Source organism: Streptomyces koelreuteriae (genome assembly GCF_018604545.1).
In the GTDB taxonomy this organism is placed as follows: domain Bacteria; phylum Actinomycetota; class Actinomycetes; order Streptomycetales; family Streptomycetaceae; genus Streptomyces; species Streptomyces koelreuteriae.
Window position 1 is genome coordinate 8,476,078 of the sequence record NZ_CP075896.1, and the last position, 16,832, is coordinate 8,492,909.

General features: G+C 73.3%; 19 protein-coding genes. 4 read left to right on the forward strand and 15 right to left on the reverse strand.

Annotated elements, in window-relative coordinates; translation table 11 throughout:
• Nucleotides 1-18: 18 nt before the first annotated feature.
• From KJK29_RS38145 to KJK29_RS38155, 3 genes are all read right to left on the reverse strand, one after another.
• Complete coding sequence (locus KJK29_RS38145) at nucleotides 19-864, reverse strand: MHYT domain-containing protein (protein ID WP_215123997.1); 846 nt, start codon at nucleotides 862-864, stop codon at nucleotides 19-21.
• Nucleotides 865-986: 122 nt separating this feature from the next.
• Nucleotides 987-1,742 (reverse strand): dienelactone hydrolase family protein, encoded by a 756-nt coding sequence (locus KJK29_RS38150; RefSeq protein ID WP_215123998.1) that lies wholly within the window; start codon nucleotides 1,740-1,742, stop codon nucleotides 987-989.
• A gap of 194 nt (nucleotides 1,743-1,936) precedes the next feature.
• Entirely contained in the window at nucleotides 1,937-2,557 is a 621-nt protein-coding gene (locus KJK29_RS38155) for an L-threonylcarbamoyladenylate synthase (RefSeq protein WP_215123999.1), read from the reverse strand.
• Between the two features lie 136 nt (nucleotides 2,558-2,693).
• Between KJK29_RS38155 and KJK29_RS38160 the strand changes: the two genes are divergently transcribed.
• On the forward strand, nucleotides 2,694-4,187 hold the full coding sequence (locus KJK29_RS38160) for a helix-turn-helix domain-containing protein (protein WP_215124000.1): 1,494 nt from the start codon (nucleotides 2,694-2,696) through the stop codon (nucleotides 4,185-4,187).
• 214 nt (nucleotides 4,188-4,401) lie between these two features.
• On the opposite strand, the gene KJK29_RS38165 is transcribed toward KJK29_RS38160, so the two are convergent.
• The 8 genes from KJK29_RS38165 to KJK29_RS38200 all read right to left on the reverse strand — a co-directional run bounded on the left by KJK29_RS38165 (nucleotide 4,402) and on the right by KJK29_RS38200 (nucleotide 11,927).
• Entirely contained in the window at nucleotides 4,402-5,628 is a 1,227-nt protein-coding gene (locus KJK29_RS38165) for a cytochrome P450 family protein (protein ID WP_215124001.1), read from the reverse strand.
• Entirely contained in the window at nucleotides 5,625-6,863 is a 1,239-nt protein-coding gene (locus KJK29_RS38170) for a cytochrome P450 family protein (protein ID WP_215124002.1), read from the reverse strand. Before KJK29_RS38170 ends, KJK29_RS38165 begins: the two co-directional genes overlap by 4 nt.
• Nucleotides 6,860-7,486 carry a GTP-binding protein gene (locus KJK29_RS38175; RefSeq protein ID WP_215124003.1) on the reverse strand — a complete coding sequence of 209 codons (627 nt, stop codon included), beginning with the start codon at nucleotides 7,484-7,486 and terminating at the stop codon, nucleotides 6,860-6,862. Before KJK29_RS38175 ends, KJK29_RS38170 begins: the two co-directional genes overlap by 4 nt.
• Nucleotides 7,458-7,820 carry a DUF742 domain-containing protein gene (locus KJK29_RS38180; protein WP_215124004.1) on the reverse strand — a complete coding sequence of 121 codons (363 nt, stop codon included), beginning with the start codon at nucleotides 7,818-7,820 and terminating at the stop codon, nucleotides 7,458-7,460. Before KJK29_RS38180 ends, KJK29_RS38175 begins: the two co-directional genes overlap by 29 nt.
• Nucleotides 7,817-8,239 (reverse strand): roadblock/LC7 domain-containing protein, encoded by a 423-nt coding sequence (locus KJK29_RS38185; RefSeq protein WP_215124005.1) that lies wholly within the window; start codon nucleotides 8,237-8,239, stop codon nucleotides 7,817-7,819. The genes KJK29_RS38180 and KJK29_RS38185 overlap by 4 nt, the downstream gene beginning before the upstream one ends.
• On the reverse strand, nucleotides 8,236-10,014 hold the full coding sequence (locus tag KJK29_RS38190; RefSeq protein ID WP_215124006.1) for an ATP-binding protein: 1,779 nt from the start codon (nucleotides 10,012-10,014) through the stop codon (nucleotides 8,236-8,238). The genes KJK29_RS38185 and KJK29_RS38190 overlap by 4 nt, the downstream gene beginning before the upstream one ends.
• Before the next feature lie 201 nt (nucleotides 10,015-10,215).
• Nucleotides 10,216-10,884 (reverse strand): hypothetical protein, encoded by a 669-nt coding sequence (locus KJK29_RS38195; RefSeq protein WP_215124007.1) that lies wholly within the window; start codon nucleotides 10,882-10,884, stop codon nucleotides 10,216-10,218.
• Nucleotides 10,885-11,072: 188 nt separating this feature from the next.
• Nucleotides 11,073-11,927 (reverse strand): fructosamine kinase family protein, encoded by an 855-nt coding sequence (locus KJK29_RS38200; RefSeq protein ID WP_215124008.1) that lies wholly within the window; start codon nucleotides 11,925-11,927, stop codon nucleotides 11,073-11,075.
• Between the two features lie 166 nt (nucleotides 11,928-12,093).
• On the opposite strand from KJK29_RS38200, the gene KJK29_RS38205 reads away from it, so the two are divergent.
• Nucleotides 12,094-12,417, forward strand: a complete 324-nt coding sequence (locus KJK29_RS38205) for a hypothetical protein (protein ID WP_215124009.1) — start codon at nucleotides 12,094-12,096, stop codon at nucleotides 12,415-12,417.
• Between the two features lie 29 nt (nucleotides 12,418-12,446).
• Here KJK29_RS38205 and KJK29_RS38210 read toward each other — a convergent pair whose 3' ends face one another.
• Both KJK29_RS38210 and KJK29_RS38215 read right to left on the reverse strand, forming a co-directional pair.
• Nucleotides 12,447-12,983 carry a hypothetical protein gene (locus KJK29_RS38210; RefSeq protein ID WP_215124010.1) on the reverse strand — a complete coding sequence of 179 codons (537 nt, stop codon included), beginning with the start codon at nucleotides 12,981-12,983 and terminating at the stop codon, nucleotides 12,447-12,449.
• Nucleotides 12,980-13,612, reverse strand: a complete 633-nt coding sequence (locus tag KJK29_RS38215; protein WP_215124608.1) for a hypothetical protein — start codon at nucleotides 13,610-13,612, stop codon at nucleotides 12,980-12,982. Before KJK29_RS38215 ends, KJK29_RS38210 begins: the two co-directional genes overlap by 4 nt.
• 258 nt (nucleotides 13,613-13,870) lie before the next feature.
• Here KJK29_RS38215 and KJK29_RS38220 point away from each other — a divergent pair, with 258 nt between their 5' ends.
• Together KJK29_RS38220 and KJK29_RS38225 are read left to right on the forward strand one after the other, a co-directional pair.
• Nucleotides 13,871-14,401, forward strand: a complete 531-nt coding sequence (locus KJK29_RS38220) for a hypothetical protein (protein WP_215124011.1) — start codon at nucleotides 13,871-13,873, stop codon at nucleotides 14,399-14,401.
• A gap of 128 nt (nucleotides 14,402-14,529) precedes the next feature.
• A complete protein-coding gene (locus KJK29_RS38225) occupies nucleotides 14,530-15,504 on the forward strand; it encodes an NAD-dependent epimerase/dehydratase family protein (RefSeq protein ID WP_215124012.1) in 975 nt (324 codons plus the stop codon).
• A 50-nt stretch (nucleotides 15,505-15,554) separates the two neighbouring features.
• Here the strand turns inward: KJK29_RS38225 and KJK29_RS38230 are convergent, their stop codons facing one another.
• Nucleotides 15,555-16,118 carry a hemerythrin domain-containing protein gene (locus KJK29_RS38230; RefSeq protein WP_215124013.1) on the reverse strand — a complete coding sequence of 188 codons (564 nt, stop codon included), beginning with the start codon at nucleotides 16,116-16,118 and terminating at the stop codon, nucleotides 15,555-15,557.
• Nucleotides 16,119-16,196: 78 nt separating this feature from the next.
• On the reverse strand, nucleotides 16,197-16,730 hold the full coding sequence (locus tag KJK29_RS38235) for a DoxX family protein (protein ID WP_215124014.1): 534 nt from the start codon (nucleotides 16,728-16,730) through the stop codon (nucleotides 16,197-16,199).
• Nucleotides 16,731-16,832 lie beyond the last annotated feature (102 nt).

Below are 16,832 nucleotides of genomic sequence, written 5' to 3' on the forward strand. Positions count from 1 at the left end.
CCGTCCGAGGCGGGTTCGTCAGCGCTTTCGGGTGGGCCACGCCGGTCCGCGCCGCGAACCGCGGTGCGACGCGTCGGAGTTGGCGGCCGAGCCCTTCGCGGACGCGTCCTGGTGCGCTACGGGAGGCCGTTCGCCCTGCACCAGCATCGGATCGAACATCACCACCACCCCGGCCAGCAGCAGGAAGACGACCGGCCCCAGCAGCATCGGCAGCAGCAACGACATGGGCGAGTCACCGGCCCACGTCCCGCCTGGCGTGTCGTGCACATGGACGCTGACGGCGGCCATGCCCGTGTAGTGCATCCCGGACACCGCCACCCCCATCACCAGGCTCGCCCCGAGACTCATCAGCAGGCTGCGGATCGTGACGGCCGACCACAGCGCGGCGGTCGCGGCCGCGATGGCGATCAGCACGGACAGCGCGACACCGAGCGGGTCGTAACCGACGTCGCCGTTCAGCCGCATCGCCGCCATGCCCAGGTAGTGCATCGTCGCGACGCCCAGGCCCGTGACGGTCCCCGCGACCGCCAGGACCGTGCGGCCCGTGCCGCGGTAGCCGACGATGAACACGCCGATGCCGACCACGACGACGGCCACGACGAGACTGAGCACCGTCGTGGCCGCGTCGTAGCGGATCCGGGTCTCCTTCACGTGGAAGCCGATCATGGCGATGAAGTGCATCGTCCAGATGCCGCACCCGATGGAGGCGGCGCCTAACGCCAGCCAGCCGGGCTTCCAGGATCGCGTGTCGAGCAGCGAGCGCACGATGCACCGCAGCCCAAGTGCCCCTCCCAGACAAGCCATCAGATAGGCCGCAACCGGGGTCACCGCACCGTAGCGGAACCCGTCGACCGTGCCGTCCATGAGCCAACTCCCCCCAGAGTCTTGGCTGGTGTGGAGGCAAGGTCTACGTGCAGTGGACACGTGAAAGCAAGCCCTTACCGTCGGTAGATCAACAACTTCCGTTCATCGGCAGTCGACTTCGGTCAGAATGTGCGCTTCAGGAGGTCGAGCAGTGCCGCCCAATGCCGCTCGTCGCCCTCCTGGTGGTATGACGCCGTGTCGGACTGCGTGAAACCGTGGGGCGCGCCCGCGTACACCTCGCAGCGGTGGCGCACGCCCGCGGCCGTCAGGGCCTCCTCCAGGCGATCGATCTGCTCCGGCGGCAGCGAGGGGTCCTCGTCGGCGTGGCCGAAGTACAGCTCGGCGGTGATCGCGCCCGCCACCAGGTGCGGGCTGTCCGGCGTGTCCGTCGCCAGCCGACCGCCGTGGAAGCCGGCCGCGGCCGCGACCCGCTCCGGGTAGGTGCCGGCGGTGAGCAGCGAGAGCCGGGCGCCCATGCAGTAGCCGGTCAGCGCGACCGGGCCGTCGGCCACCGCGGGAGACTCGGCCAGCCAGCCCAGATAGGCGGCGGCGTCCCGCATCGCGACGTCCGGCGTCAGGGTCCGCATGACCGGCATGATGCGCTCGAATATCTCCGGACGCGCCCCCGGGTCGATGAACTCGGGAAGATCGAACAGCGGAGCGCGGCCGTGCCGGTGGAACACGTTCGGCACCAGCACCGTGTAGCCCTCACCGGCCAGCCGGTCGGCCATGGACCGCAGCCGCGGACGCAGGCCGAAGGCGTCCATGTAGAGCAGGACCGCCGGATGGGCGGCCCCGTCGTCGGGACGGGCCAGATACGCGTCCGCGGTGCCGTCCCCGGTGGGGATGTCGACAGCGGTTCCCTGTACGGCGGTCATGGCTGGGCTGCCTCTCTGCGGGGGTGTCGGAGCTGCGGGGCCGCGGACCCGCGAGGTGTCGGACCCGCGGGATCCCGGCCCGGGACCCGTCCGTGTGACCGGGCGGATCACGGGCATCGTGACACGCGCTTTCCCGGGGCATTTCGCCCACCCCCCGCACACGGTTGAACCGTGAACGGCCCTTGGTGTGCCGTTTACTCGAACCGCGAGGTGTCGCCCGCGCCGTGCCGTACGATCTCCGCCTCCCCGCCGGAGAAGTCGATGACCGTCGTCGGCTCGGTGCCGCAGTCGCCGGAGTCCACCACCCCGTCCAGGACGTGGTCGAGCTCGTCCTTGATCTCCCAGCCCTGCGTCATCGGCTCCTCCTCGCCGGGCAGCAGCAGCGTGCTGGACAGCAGCGGCTCACCGAGCTCGGCGAGCAGGGCCTGGGTGACGACATGGTCCGGGATCCGGACGCCGACCGTCTTCTTCTTGGGGTGCTGCAGCATGCGCGGCACCTCCTTCGTCGCCGGCAGGATGAACGTGTAACTGCCGGGCGTCGACGCCTTGATCGCGCGGAACACGTCCTTGTCGACCCGTACGAACTGGCCGAGCTGCGCGAAGTCCTGGCACACGAGGGTGAAGTGGTGCCGGTCGTCCAGCTTGCGGATCGATCGGATCCGGTCGATGCCGTCACGGCTGCCCAGGCGGCAGCCCAGTGCGTAACAGGAGTCCGTGGGGTAGGCGACAAGAGCGTCCGCGCGGATGCTGTCGGCGATCTGGCCGATGGTGCGCGGCTGGGGGTTGTCGGGGTGCACGTCGTAGTACTTCGCCATCTGCCGAGCTTATGCCCCCGCGCGGGCAGGTGGCGCGGGGTGGGGATTCGGCCCGGGATGAGTGGGTGACACCGCCTGAGGTAACGTCCCCGACCGGTGCGCCGGAGGCGGTGCGAGGAGCGAGGGGAAGGCCCAGGTGGCTGGCCGAGAGGACGGGAACCGGCAGCAGGAGACGCCGGCCGGCGCGGGTCCGGCGTGGGCGGAGGAACTGCTCGAGCATCTGCGCCCGGCGGGACGCGACGTCCGCAGAGTCGTCGCCTGGCTCTCCGGCGCCGTGCGCGGATCGGTGGCCCTGCAGGACGCCGCCGGCAATCTCATCGCCGGGAACCGGCTGCCGCTGGACGAGGACCTCGTCACGGACATCACCGCGGGCCGGATCGCCTCGGCCGCCTGGGAGAGCCGGGAGCGCTACCTGCGCCTGGTCCGGGTGGAACACCCCTCCCACGCGTGCGTCCTGGCCGTCTCCCGGGTGACCCCCTTCGACCGGCGGGCCTCCGACGTGGTCACCCACACCGCCCAGGTGATCGAGCTCCTGCTGACGGCGCGCGAATCGACCGCGGCGGGGCACCGGCTCCGGCGGGCCACCTCCGACCTGCGCCTGGCCATCCTGCAACTGCTCATGGTCGAGGACACCGTCGCCGCCCGCCGCGTCGCCGCCGGGCTCTGGCCCGGACTGCTCGACGCCGAAACGGCCTGCGTGTACGTGGTCGAGTCCGGCCCCGCCGTACGCGACCGCGTCGCCGAGGAGTGCCTGGACAGCACCGGGGAGGAGGCCCTGGTCGTGCGCTGCCCGGCCATGGACGGGCACGTGATCGTCGTCAGCCCCCGGGACGCCACGCGCGAGGCGCTGCGGTCACTGGTGGGACGCCACCCGGACCTCTTCCTCGGAGGCAGCGTCCGGCAGAGCCTGGCCCGGACCGCCACCGCCTACGGACAGGCCGTCAGCGCCCTCGCCGTCGCCCACTTCCGGCCCGACAAGACGGCCGTGTACGCCGAGCGCACCCACCCGGAACGGTTGATGGACCCGGTGGCGCTGCGCGACTGGACGTCCCGCGTGCTGCGCCCGCTCGACACGCTGCCGCACCACACCCGCGCCGAACTGCTCGCCACCAGCCGGCTCGGCCTGGAGTTCACCGCCGTCAACGCCGCCAAGGTCCTCGGCGTCAGCCGCAACACCGTGCGCGCCCGCATGGAACGCGTCGAAGGCCTGCTCGGCACGGACTTCGCCGACCTCACCGTCCGGGCCGTCGTCCACCTGGCGCTCAACACCCAGATCGGGCTGCCCGACGCGCAGCTGGCGAGCGACACCGGCAACCCCGGACTCCGCTTCTGCGACCTGCTGTCCGGGCCCGCCGTGCGCTCCTGGGCGCAGGACCTGCTGGGCCGGCTGGACGCGGACGCCAGGAACCCCCGCCGGACCCTGCGCACCTGGATCGCCGCCGGCGGCAACGCCGAACGGGCCGCGCAGACCCTGGGCGTGCACGCGCAGACCGTGCGCGAGCACGTCCGCAGCGCCGAACCCGTCCTGGAACGCCAGCTGCTGGCCGCAGGCACCGACCTGTACGAGGTGGTGCTCGCGCACCTGGCCGTAGGCGACCTCGACCTGCCGGTTTTCCACCGCCGCGACTGACCTCTTTGCCTCAGGGGCAACCGGTTGGCCGGATGCGGGCGGGACGAAACCGGGTCAACCGGACTCAGCTGTGCACGGGTGAGCCTTGTTGAGCGCGCAACGGGCATCGACGCGGTTCACAAGGCCTCCGCCATGGACGTAAGTTCAACGCACCGCGGGGGCACGACCGGAACGGGGGACCGGTCGCGCTCCCGCGAGCTGTCCGTCGGCCGCCTCAGCCCCGCAGCCGCACCGGGATCTCCTGCCAGCCGAAGGCGATGAAGGACGGCACCTGCCGCAGGCCCTCGTCACCGGTGGCCAGGCTCAGGTCGGGGAAGCGGTCGAACAGGGCGGGCAGCGCGGTGAGCGCCTCCAGACGGGCCAGGGGTGCGCCGATGCACCGGTGGACCCCGATCCCGAACGCCAGATGGTCGTCGGCGGCGCGTGTGGCGTCGAAGAGGTCCGCGTCCGCGCCGTAGTGCTCGGGGTCGAGTCCCGCGGCGGCGTACGTCGTGATGATGGCGTCGCCGGCCGGGACGGTGACGTCGCCGACGGTGAGGTCGCTGACGGCGAACCGGAGCGGCAGCGAGGCGATCGACGGATGGGCGCGCAGCGTCTCGTCGACGACGGCGTCCCAGCCGATCTCCCCGGACCGCACCGCGGCCAGCTGCTCGGGTCGCCGGAGCAGGGCCACGACCGCGTTGCCGATCAGATTGACGGTGGTCTCGAAGCCGGCCCCGATGACCAGCAGCAGCGTGTACAGCAGCTCCTCGTCGCTCAGCCGGTCGCCGTCCTCGTCCCGGACCCGGATCAGCTCCGTGGTCATGTCGTCGCCGGGGTGCGCCGCCTTGTGCGCGATCAGCGCGGGCAGCACCGTACCGATCTGCCGCTGGACGGACGCCGCGTGCTCCGGGCTCGGGTCGGAGGTGTCCATGATGGCCGCGATCAACCGGGCGGTGTCCTCCCACAACTCGTCCGGCACACCGAACAGTTCGCAGATCAGCCGCATCGGCAGCGGATGGGCGAACCCCTCCCGGAGGTCCACGACCTCGTCGCCGTGGGCGTCGAGCGTGTCCAGCAGCTCCGCCGTGATCGCCTCCACCCGGGGCCGCATCGCCTCGGTGCGCCGGTGCGTGAAGCTGGGCGCCACCAGTTTGCGCAGCCGCGTGTGGTCCGTGCCGTACGTGGAGAGCATGTTGACCACGCCCACCCAGCCCAGGATCCAGCCCCAGGACGGGTGCTCGCCGACCTCGGGCCACAGCCGCCAGTGCAGCCGCGGGTCCCTGCTCACCCGCGGATCGAGGATGAGCTCCTTCAGCGTGTCGTAGCGCGTGGGAGCCCAGGCGGGGATACCGCCGGGCAGCTCCACGGGCACGATCGGGCCGAGGGAGCGCAGCCGGGCGCTCTCGCCCGCTATGTCGGCGCCGAACGGGTCGAGGGCGATGCGGTCGGTCACGGTCACGGTCGTCCTCCTGGACGGTCGGGGGAGCGGGGGCTGAAACGGACGGGCAGTTCCGTGAGCGAGCGGTGGAAGGGACCGGGACGCCAGGTGAGGCGTTCACGGGGCAGCACGGGTTCGAGGTCGGGCAGCCACTGGGTGAGCCGTTCGATCGCCTCGGTGGCGATGAGCAGGGTGTGCTGCTTCACGGGGCAGGCGTGCGGGCCCGCCGACCAGGACAGATGGGAGGCGTCCCCCGGGTGACGGTCAGCGCCGCGCTCCTGCTCGGCGGCCTGGGCCAGCGCCCCGTACGAGATCACCACCGGCACCGCCGCCCTGATCCACACGCCGTGGAAGGTGACCGGCGTACGGGCGTAGTGGATGCCGTAGTTGGCGAGCGGCGTCTCGTGGTGCAGCACCTCCAGCACCGCGTCCGTCACGGGACGGGCGCCGCTGGTGAGCGTCGAGTAGTAGGCCGGGTTGCCGAGGATCCTGGACAGCGCGTTGGACACCAGGTTGGCCGTCGGCTCGTGCCCCGCGCCGAGCGTGAGGAACACCTGCCAGGTGACCTCCTCGGGCGTCAGCCCCGCCGGATGGTCCAGCAGCCAGCTCGGCAGGTCGTCGCCGCGCCGCTCGGTCTTGGCGGCGATCAGCTCCAGCACGTACCCGCCGAACTCGGCCTCGCCCTCGGCCGCCTGCGCGCCGCCCTCGATCAGCTTGCCGAGCGCGGAGTCGAGCCGGTCGCTCGCGCTGTCCGGCAGCCCGAACAGGCTGTTGAACACCAGCGCCATCAGCGGCCTGGTGAACTCGCCGACCAGGTCGGCCTCGCCCCGCGGCCCGAACCGGCTCACCAGCAGATGCACCGCCCGGTGGATCCGGGCCCGCAGATCGTGCGGCTCCACCAGGTCGAAGGCGTCGATCAGCGCGGTGCGATAGCGGAGGTGGGCGGCGCCGTCGGCGAACAGGGTGTTGGGCCGCCACCGCATCATCCCGAGCACCGGCGAGTCGTCGGGGACGGTCGCCTCCCACGGCCGGGGGTCGTGGGAGAACGTCTCCGTGTCGTGCAGCAGATCCAGCGCCGCCCGCCGGTCCGTGACGACGTACGCCGCCACACCGGGCGCGAGTTCCGCCCAGCCGACCGGGCCGTGGGCGCGCAGTGCCGCGTAGTAGGGGGCGGGGTCGCGGGCGAAGCCGTCCTCCCACAGGCGTACGGGCGACGCGAGGGAGAAGGCCTGCTCGGCGGGGGACGGATGTGTCACCGGTGCTCCGCGGGTCGGTGGTCGATCAGGTGCTGGACCAGGGCGAGCAGGGAGTCGATGGAGGAGTCCGCCTCCCGCGCGTCGCAGGTCACCATCGGGGTCGTCGGCTCCAGGTCCAGGGCGGCGCGCAACTGCTCGGCCGTGTGGTGGCGGGGCGCGTCCGGGAAGGTGTTGAAGGCGACCGCGTACGGCAGCCCGGTCTCCTCCACCAGCCCCAGCACGTCGAACGAGGCGTCGATCCGGCGGGCGTCGACCAGGACGAGCGCGCCGAGCGCCCCGTAGGCGATGTCGTCCCACAGCGGCCGGAACCGCTCCTGGCCGGGTGTGCCGAACAGGTACAGCACGATCCCGCCCGGCAGGCTGATCCGGCCGAAGTCGATGGCGACCGTGGTGGTCGACTTGTCCCGCACTCCGGCGAGATCGTCCACCGGCGCGGACGCCTCGGTGAGCCGCTCCTCCGTGTGCAGCGGGCGGATCTCGGAGACGGAGCCGATCAGGGTGGTCTTGCCTACCCCGAAGGGCCCGGTGACCAGGATCTTCACCAGGTCGCGCGCGGTGTCGGGAAGGTGGATGTCCGTGTCGCCGGGCTGGGCGTCAACGGTGCTTGAGGTCGCGGAGGCCATCGGCCACTCTCTTCAGCAGGTCGGGGTCGAAGCGTCGGGCGGGCGGGATGGGCGCGCGGGCCAGGGCCAGGTCGCGGTCGACGAGTCCGGCGGCCAGCACCAGCACGGCGGAGACCGGCAGCCGCAGCAGGGCGGCGGCCTCCACGACCGTCAGCGACCCGTACTCCAGCTCTTCCAGCAGGGCCGCCTGGGCGGCGGGCAGATCGGGGGGAGCCGGCTCACCGCTGCGCGTGAGCACGGACAGCCGCTCCAGATGGGCACGGCTGGGCCGCGCCACCCCGCCGGTCGACAGGTACGCGGGAACCAGGGGACGGCCGCCTCTGCGGCCGGTCATGCCGACGTGCCGCCGTCGCCGCCTCGGGGCCCGGCGGCCATCGCCTTCTCACCCAGCCGGGCGACCTGCGAGTGGACCCGGTGCGCGAGCAGATCGAGACGCACCTCGGGATCGCCGTACGCCGCCACGCAGGTGCCGTGGTCGGTCGGCACGATGAGCACATAGCCGTGGTCCGACTCGATGACGACCTGCCGGATCTCGGCCCGGTCGGTGTCGGCGAACGCCGCCGCCGCGGTACGGCAGGCGCCCTGCACGGTGCTGGTGATGGCGGCGACCCGCTCGGCGGACGGCTGCGACAGCGCGTCGGTGTAGCCCGTCACGAGTCCGTCCTTGGTGAGCAGGACGGCGGCCACGACGTGCGGCACCTCCAGGACCGGTTCGAGCACCCATGCCGTGTCCCCCGCTGCGCGGCTGGTCATCGAGCCGTTCCCCCTTCGTCGTCGTTCCGGTCGTGGTCGGTGTCGTCGGATGCCGTCTCGGCCGTGGTCACGGCCGGGGCACCCTCAGGTACGGCTGGGAAGGCCCCGGTGTTCGGCCGGGCGGCGGCGGAACGTCCGGCCGCCGTGCCGGACTGGAGCGCGCCGAGGGCGGCGGCGGACTCCTCGGGGCGCCGGGGCCGACGCCGGGGCGCGGGAGCGGGGGAGGGGACCTGGGTCTCCGACGCGGGTGTGGCCCGGCGGCGCCGGCGCTGCGGGAGGCCGCCGCTGTCACCGGGCGTGTGGTGGCCCGGGGCGGGGGAGGCGGCTCGGTCGTCCTGGTCCGTGCCGTAGCCGTGCTCGTGGTCCGAGGCGGTGGGGGCCTGCGCGGGCCTCTCGGGTTCGGTGGCCGGCTCGGGCGTCCGGGACCCGGCGTTCGGGTCGGGGGTCCGGGGCCCGGTGGCCGGCTCGGACTCGTCGGACCCGGAGGGCACGTCTGCCTGGTGAGGCCCGGCGGACGCGTGGGGCCGGTCGGGTGCGGAGGCCGGGGCGGGTTCGGCCCCACGGGACCCAGCGGACGGGTCAGGCCCCTCGGATGCGTAGGCCGGAGCGGACTCGGTTCCGCGGGACCTGGCGGGCGCGGGCGCGCCCGGCTTCGCGCCGCGGGGCGAGGCGGAGCCGCCCGCCGTGTCCCGCACGGCCTCCTTGCGGGTGGAGCGCGGGGCGCTCGCCGCCGGGGGCAGTTCCTCGGGGTCGATCCGCGTCAGCAGATGACGGTCCACCCGCAGCACCGCCCGCACACCGCCGTACGGCGACGGGGACGACAGGTCCACGCTCAGATCGAACTGCCGGGTCAGCTGGCCGATCGCGGCGAGTCCCATGCGCGGCGGGTCGCCGAGCTCGGTGAGCAGGATCGGTTCACGACCGCCCACCATCCGCTGGGCCCGGGCCCGTTCGTCCTGCGTCATGCCCAGCCCGGCGTCGTCCACGGTGACGCAGACACCGTGGTGGACGGCCTCCAGATTGACCACGATGCCGGTGTCGGGCGCGGAGTGCCGCAGCGCGTTGTCGAGCAGCTCGGCGACGATGATGGCGACCGGCTCGACGGCGTGGGACACCAGGGCGGTGCCGGCCTCCAGGTGGTTGTGGATCCGGACGCGCTGGTAGCCCGCGAGCCGGGCCTGACCACCCGTCACCGCGTCCACGAGGTGCGACTCCTCCCGGGCGAGCCCCACCCAGGCCCCGCACACCACCGCGGCGATCTGCGCGCGGCGCAGCGACTGCTCGTTCTCGTGGTCCAGCTCGAACAGGGTCTGCGCCAGCTCGGGGTCGTCGTAGCGCTGCTGCAGACCGCGCAGGGCGTCCTGCAGCCGGTACAGCGCCGCCTGGATCTCCCGGGTCGCCCCGCGCATCCCGGCCTGCGCGGCGGCGTCGATCCGGGTGCGCTGCGCGGCGAGTTCGGCGTGCAGCCCCTTCAGCACCTGCTCCAGCGCGAATCCCAGGGGCGAACCGGCGAGCTGCGGGCTCAGCGGGCCGGGCACGGCGATGTGGGGATGCGCGACCTGCCGGGCGGCGGAGGGCAGGCGCCGCGCCGCCAGATGCTCGACCTCGGCCGTGAACGCCCGTGAGGTGCCGTCGAGTTGCGCCCGCAGCGCGGCCGTCTTCGCGCGCTGGGCGGTCAGTTGCCGCCGGGAGCGCAGCAGCCCGCCGCCGAGGGCGAACGCGGACAGTGTGCCGAGGGCGAGACCACCGACGGCCAGGTCCGGTAGTTCGATCATCGAAGAGATTCCAGGGAGAGGCGGGCAGGGGGGAGGCGGGCAGGGGGAGTCCGAGGCGCTCTGGCGAGCTACCCGCAGCACAGTACACACCGTCATCGACCGATCTCGCACGGTGGAGCGCCACTTCGTTCCGAAAGTAATCGCTCTCTGTTCGTATCTGGGGTCAACTGTCGGGATTGCCGCGCGGGGAGCTCAGGGAACTCAGAGGCCGAGTACTCCGCTCACCCGCTCGACCAGGTCGTCTTCCGACATCATGAGGCCGACGGTGACGGCGGGCAGCCCGAGGCGCGCGGTCTCCTCGTGGAGGCGCTCCGTGAACAGGTCGTCCCGGGCGGCGAGATTGCGGTTCGCCCGCTCCGGATCGCTCGTCCTCGCCGTGAAGCCTTCCCCCGGAGCGGCCCGGTTGCGGAACGCCGCCCGGCGGAACTCCGGTGTGGGCAGGAGCCATACGGCCTGCCCGGGCACGGTGAGCAGGGGCCGTACGAGGTGCGGCAGCAGGCGGAACCCCTCGACCAGGACAGGCACCTCACGCGGCATGTGCAGCAGGTCCTCGACGATCAGCCCGAAGGCCTCCCCGCGGAACCAGTGGAACGTCTCGAGCATGGTCTCGGGAGACCGGTTCACCCACCGCTCGTCCATGTCCATCGCCATGAACGCGTGCAGGAGCGGCGCTTCCCCGGCGGTGGTCCGTCGCGCGTGCTCCGGCATCACATCGTCCGTCGGGTAGAGACGCCAGCCGTGCCGCTCCGCGAGCCGACGGGCGATCGTCGACTTGCCCGCACCGCTGCCGCCTCCCAACCAGTGGACGTGCCGCAACCGCGCGGCAGGCACCACGCCGGTGGCCCTCTCGTCGTGCCGGTCCGTCCCCATCCCTGCCCCTTCCGCGTTTCCCACGCACCGACCATCCCTCTCCCAAGCCCGGGCAACGCGCTGGGCATGCGCGGACATGGCCGGTCAGGTCTTGGCCAACCGCACCCCGCGCCTTGGCCGGGAGAGGGGCCGCCGCCCGCACGTGTGACACCCGGCCCGCCCCACGGCACGTGGTGACCCCCGGCCGGTCACTCCGCCAGGGCGCTACGGGCCACCCCGAGGGCCTGTTCCGCGTACCCCCGGCCGAACAGCACGGCGTGCACCAGCAGCGGGAAGAGCTGGTGCACGCCGACCCGGTCCGCCCAGCCGTCGGCGAGCGGCGCCTCGTCCCGGTAGCCCTCCAGCACGACATCCAGGTGGGGGCAGCCGAAGAGACGCAGCATCGCCAGGTCGGTCTCGCGGTGCCCGCCGTGCGCTGCCGGGTCGATCAGCCACACCTGCCCGTCGGACCCCCACAGCACGTTGCCGTTCCACAGATCGCCGTGCAGCCGGGCAGGCGGCTCGGCCGGCCCCGCCAGCCCGGGCAGGCGCTCGCACAGCCGCTCCACGACGGCCGCCTCACCGGGGCGCACGGTGCCCTGGTCGACGGCCCGCCGCAGATACGGCAGGACACGGTGCGCGGCGTACCAGCGCGGCCAGTCGGTGTCCGGCTCGTTGCGCATCGGGGCGAGGCCGATGTACGCGTCGGCGGGCCCGTCCGGCGGCGGCGCGCCGAACGCGGGCGCCCCGGCGGCGTGCAGAGCGGCCAGGTCACGACCGAACCGGTCCGCCGCCTCCCGGCTCGCCCGTCCCTGCGGAACCCGGTCGATGACCAGCCAGCTCCCGTCGTGACCGTGCACGCCCGGTACCCGCACCGTCCCGGCACCGGCCAGCCAGCGCAGCCCGGCCGCCTCGGCCCGCGTCGCCCCCGGATCGTCGGCACGCTTGACGACCACCACCCGCCCGTCGTCGAGGGTGACCTCCGCGAGGCCCCCGGACAGGGGCCGTTCGCCGCTGACCACCTGTCCGGTGAGCCGGGCGGCGGCGTCCGTACGGGCGGTCATGGGTGGTCCTCCTCGAATCCGCGGTCGGTCTCCGGCCAGCGTACGGTCGCGGCGGAGTCCCTCAGCGTCCCGAGTCCGGGACATCCGCCAGGCACCGGTCACGCGGGACGGTGAAATCCCGTCGCCCACCGACAGAACAGGCCGCGGCCGGGGGAGCAGTCGGGTCATGACGACTTCACCGTTCCAGCGCACCATCGCCCTGCCCGCCCCCGTGTGCGAACAGACCGCCCAGCACCTGGAGCAGGCCGCGCAACGGGCCATCGACGGAGCCGCGATCCCCCTGAAGGCCTTCCGCGGGGCGGCCGACAGCGACTTCACCCTCCCCGTGTCGGTCGTCGAGCAGGCGGCGGCCTGTCTGCTGGTCCTGGCCACCGAGACGGCCCAGACCGTACGTCCCTCGGCGCTGCGCGCCACCATCAGCGTCGCCCTGCGGCTGCGCGACGCCGTGGATCTGACGCATCAGCCCGCCCTCAGCAGCCGGTTCTGGTGAAGCCGGCCCGCACTTCCGGGGCCCGCGCGTCAGGTGGTCTCGCGGAAGGCGACGTCGACCTGTCTGCGGCGCAGTTCCTCCAGTGAGGTGTGCTGCCGACGGGCCCGTTCGACGAGGTCGTCGAGGTGCCGTGCGTCGAGGCGCCGGTCCGTGCCGGCCAGGGCGCGCAGTGCCTGCCAGACCGCGGTCTTGCCGTCCACGCCGAGGCGCAGCGCCTCCAGCTCCCACAGCGTGCTCAGCGGGGACCGCCGTACCAGGCTGCCGTTGCTCTTCAGACGCCCCATCTGCTCGGCCGCCCGGCCCGCGTAGACCTTGTAGCGCCGTACCGGGACATCCAGCCGCCGCATGATGTGCAGCAGGCTCGCCCGGTCCTCGGCGATCTCGTCGGCGATCGGGGCCAGGGCGTCGGCGAGCGCCGGATCACCGCACGAGCGCAGCAGATAGCGGACTCGGGCGGTCCCGGCGGTGGCACCGGCGAGATGGTCGTTGAGGTAGATGCCCAGCAGGGACATGTCCGTGGCCGGAGCACCCGGTGCGCCCGGCGGGTCCGCTCGCTGTTCCGTCATGGCACTGCTCCTGTTCTGCTCCGGCCCTGTGCCACGGCCACCCGCGTGGTGACGCGTACGAGGCAGGGTCTTCGGGGCGTCGAGCCGGGCCCGAACCGCACGGGCGGCTCGACCGGGGCGAGGGCGCCGAGGCTCTCGCCCTCGTAGGTGACGGTGGCCGAGGTGACGGGGTGCAGGTCCCGGGCGCCGTACCACTGGTGCCGGCCGGTCCGGGCGCTGCCGTGGGTGCGCGCGCCCAGCAGCAGCCGGGCGGGCCGGTCCCACAGCGTGATCCACGCGGGACTCGTGGCGATCGGGCCCGGCACCGCCCGCAGCGCGACGCCCTGAAGGCCTCTGCGGCCGGTGCTGAAGCGCAGGTCGAGCGGCGGCGCCGAGACGGCCCAGTGCCGCCGGTCGGTGACCCGCACCCCGACGGGTACGACCCGTACCTCGTCGAAGACATAGGTGCCGGCCACGAAGTCCGCCGTCTCCCGTGAGGGCGCCAGCAGCAGCCGCTGCCCGCCGGGCTCCTCGACCATCACATCGCTGAACGGCCCGAACGGCGATTCGGCCCAGTGCCCGAGCACCACACGGGCGCCGGACGCCGTTCCGACCCCCGCGATCCAGCCGTCGAAGCGCAGGGTGCGCAGCGGCGACCGGGATCGGGTACGCCGGGCGGCCGGACCACTGGGTTCGCCGGACTCACCGGGACCGTGGAAGAGCACGCGGGCCGGGTGCCCGGCCCCTTCCTGGTGAAACGGCACAGGGCCTCTCCCGTCCGGGCCCCGGCGATGTGGCCGAGGCCACGTCACGGACGAGGTCCTTGTCACGCCCGGGCGCGCACGGCGGCGGCTACGGTCTCTCGAGCGGATCCCTCACTTCCCCCACCCCTGCGAAACGGCCCGGCAGTGCAAGCAGATCTCTCTCCTGTCATCGCGGCGACCGCCCAGTGGCTGACCCGCGCCTACCCCGCCTCCGGCGGTGCGCTGGCCTCCGCCCTGTGCGAGGTGCAGGCCCGGCAGGCCGTGACGGTCGCGGCGTGGCTCAGGTACCCGACGCGGACGGACGCCGCCCTGCTCGGCCTGGCGGGCCCCGGCGGCTCCGCGCGGCTCGACTGGGTCACCGGCGCCGACGCGGCCGCACACGACGACGAGGACGACGCGCACGCCTGGCGCACCTGGGTGGACGAGGTCGTCGCGAGCTGGGCGGCCTGCCTCCTCACCGACCCGGAGCTGGCCGGGCGGGCCGTGGCCGCGCTCGCCGAGGGCAGCCACAGCACCGGCACACCGGCCGAGTTCCGCCGCCTCCTCACCCCCGACGACGGCGACCGCAGCGCCGCCGCCCTGCTGCGCCACCCCGATCTGCTCGCCCCGGTGGCCGGTCTGCACCACTCACAACTCCTGGACCGCCTCCCTCCGGGCCGCACACCCATCGCCTGACCCGGCGCCCCGGACGGGCCCGGCCCTCACCCTCCGTCACTCACCTCTTTGCCGTACACGGCCGTGCCCCGCCCGCACGGGCGGCGGACGCTGAGCGTGGCCACGCCGCCGACGGAGGAGAGACCGACATGACCACCGCCCTCTCACCAAGCTGGGAACACGCCGTCGTCACGGGCGGTGCCGGGTTCGTCGGATCCCATCTGTGCGCGGCCCTGCTGGACGCGGGTGCCGCCGTCACCTGTGTGGACGACTTCAGCACCGGCAGGCCGGAGAACATCTCCCCGCTGCTCGAACGGCCCGGCTTCACGCTGGTGCAGGCCGACGTCACGGAGGAACTGCCGGTCAAGCAGCGGCCCGACCTCGTCCTGCACTTCGCCTCCCCGGCGTCCCCGGCGGACTACCTGCGGCTGCCCCTGCACACCCTGGAGACGGGCAGCCTCGGCACCCGCAACGCCCTGGACCTCGCCCACTCCGCCGACGCCCGTTTCGTCCTGGCCTCGACCTCCGAGGTCTACGGCGACCCCCTTCAGCACCCCCAGGACGAGCGCTACTGGGGCAACGTCAACCCCGTCGGCCCGCGCAGCGTCTACAGCGAGGCCAAACGCTTCGGCGAGGCGCTGACCACCGCCTACGCCGAGACCCACGGCACCGACACCTGCGTCGTGCGGCTGTTCAACACCTACGGCCCCGGGATGCGCGGCGAGGACGGACGCGTGGTGCCGGCCTTCGTACGGCAGGCCCTGGCGGGCGAGCCCCTCACCGTGACCGGCGACGGCCGGCAGACCCGCTCGCTGTGCTACGTCGACGACACCGTGCGCGGCGTCCTGGCGGCGGCCGCCCACGACATGCGCGGCCCCGTCAACATCGGCAGCCCGACCGAGATCAGCATGCTCGACCTGGCGCGCCTGATCGTCGAACTCACCGGGTCCTCCTCCGAGATCCGCCCCGTCGCCCGCCCCGTGGACGACCCGGCCGTACGTTGCCCGGACATCACACTGGCCCGCGACAAGCTCGGCTGGGAACCCCAGGTACGCGCCGAGGAAGGGCTACGGCGGGCGATCGCCTGGTTCCGCGAGGACGCGATGGCGGCGATGGCCGACTGACCCACCCGGGCTCGCCGCGCCCGGCGTATCCCGGCGCGCGGGCCGCTGCCCTAGTCGAACTTGCCGCGTCCGGTCAGCGCGTCGCGCAGTCGGTCGACCATGCCCGTGCCCGGAGCCAGGAGTTTGTTCGCCGGGGGTTTGTCGGGGGCAGCCGGGTGGGGCCGGGTCGGGGCGGTCTTCTTCGCCTTGCGGACCTTGTCGCCCAGTTCGTTGAGCGTGTCCATCGGACAGGCCTGTCGCAGTGCGGGGAAGAGGGCCCGCTCCTCGTCCGCGAGGTGGGCGCGGATCTCGCTCATCAGCATGCCCATCAGCCGGTCGAAGTCGGCGTCGCCCGGGTCGCAGCCCTCCAGGACCTTCATGATGCGCTCGGCGGTCGCGTGGTCGGCGAGTTCCCGGTCGGCGAGGGCGTCCCCGCCCGCCACGTGCTCGCGTACGGCCGGATACAGATAGGCCTCCTCGGCCACCGAGTGCCGCACCAGCTCGATCGTGACCTGGTCCGCGTACACCTTGCGGTCCTGGTGACCGGACGGCAGCGCCTCGATCCTGCCGAACATCTCCTCGACTTCGCGGTGATCGGTCACCAGCTCGTCGATGATGTTTCCTCCGTGTCCCATCTCCGTCACCTCCAGCCCCCGGGTCCCCCCGGCCACGGACGGGCTAACGCGCGGCCCCGGACCGGCACCGCCGACGGCTCAGACGGGGAGCTTGGCCCGGACCCACCCGGCCGCGGCCGCCGGGCGGGCGGTGGCGCGGACGGAACGGCGCACCAGCCCCGCGTCGTGCCGCAGTCCCCGCGCGGCATGGGTGCCACGCCACAGCAGCGAGGGGCGGGCACCGGTGTCGTCGGCGGCGATCAGCAGCCCGCCGAGCATGGACATGTTCTTGAAGAAGTGGATGCGCTGCTCGGCCCGTTCCGAGGGGTCCTCCGCCTCCCAGAAGCGGTGCGCCGCAAGCGTCGTGGGTACCAGGGTGGCCGCGATGGCCAGCGCGGCCGGACGCGGCATGCGTCCTGTGGCCAGCATCAGGCCCGCCACGACCTGCACGGCGCCGCTCAGCCGCACGACCTGCTCGGTGCGGTCGGGCAACGCCGAGACGCGTTCGGTGACCGGTTGTACGACAGGCTCGGCGACCGGGGCGACGTCCTCCGGGGCACGGACGGAACTCAGGCCTCCCGTCAGGAACATCGAGGCCAGCATGGGGCGGCCGAGCACACGCAACAGACTCATGGCCCTCTCCAGGTGTCGGTGGGGTACGCCGCTCGCCGGGTTCCCCGCCAGGGGCGAAGGCACGCACCCGGTTCGCCCCGCAGGGCTGATACGTGTGCGCCG

Bases quoted from the DNA above. Each gene is read 5' to 3' on its own strand.
- KJK29_RS38145 (WP_215123997.1), bottom strand. From the start codon at position 864: ATGGACGGCACGGTCGACGGGTTCCGCTACGGTGCGGTGACCCCGGTT.
- KJK29_RS38150 (WP_215123998.1), bottom strand. From the start codon at position 1,742: ATGACCGCCGTACAGGGAACCGCTGTCGACATCCCCACCGGGGACGGC.
- KJK29_RS38155 (WP_215123999.1), bottom strand. From the start codon at position 2,557: ATGGCGAAGTACTACGACGTGCACCCCGACAACCCCCAGCCGCGCACC.
- KJK29_RS38175 (WP_215124003.1), bottom strand. From the start codon at position 7,486: ATGGCCTCCGCGACCTCAAGCACCGTTGACGCCCAGCCCGGCGACACG.
- KJK29_RS38180 (WP_215124004.1), bottom strand. From the start codon at position 7,820: ATGACCGGCCGCAGAGGCGGCCGTCCCCTGGTTCCCGCGTACCTGTCG.
- KJK29_RS38185 (WP_215124005.1), bottom strand. From the start codon at position 8,239: ATGACCAGCCGCGCAGCGGGGGACACGGCATGGGTGCTCGAACCGGTC.
- KJK29_RS38190 (WP_215124006.1), bottom strand. From the start codon at position 10,014: ATGATCGAACTACCGGACCTGGCCGTCGGTGGTCTCGCCCTCGGCACA.
- KJK29_RS38195 (WP_215124007.1), bottom strand. From the start codon at position 10,884: ATGGGGACGGACCGGCACGACGAGAGGGCCACCGGCGTGGTGCCTGCC.
- KJK29_RS38200 (WP_215124008.1), bottom strand. From the start codon at position 11,927: ATGACCGCCCGTACGGACGCCGCCGCCCGGCTCACCGGACAGGTGGTC.
- KJK29_RS38205 (WP_215124009.1), top strand. From the start codon at position 12,094: ATGACGACTTCACCGTTCCAGCGCACCATCGCCCTGCCCGCCCCCGTG.
- KJK29_RS38210 (WP_215124010.1), bottom strand. From the start codon at position 12,983: ATGACGGAACAGCGAGCGGACCCGCCGGGCGCACCGGGTGCTCCGGCC.
- KJK29_RS38225 (WP_215124012.1), top strand. From the start codon at position 14,530: ATGACCACCGCCCTCTCACCAAGCTGGGAACACGCCGTCGTCACGGGC.
- KJK29_RS38230 (WP_215124013.1), bottom strand. From the start codon at position 16,118: ATGGGACACGGAGGAAACATCATCGACGAGCTGGTGACCGATCACCGC.
- KJK29_RS38235 (WP_215124014.1), bottom strand. From the start codon at position 16,730: ATGAGTCTGTTGCGTGTGCTCGGCCGCCCCATGCTGGCCTCGATGTTC.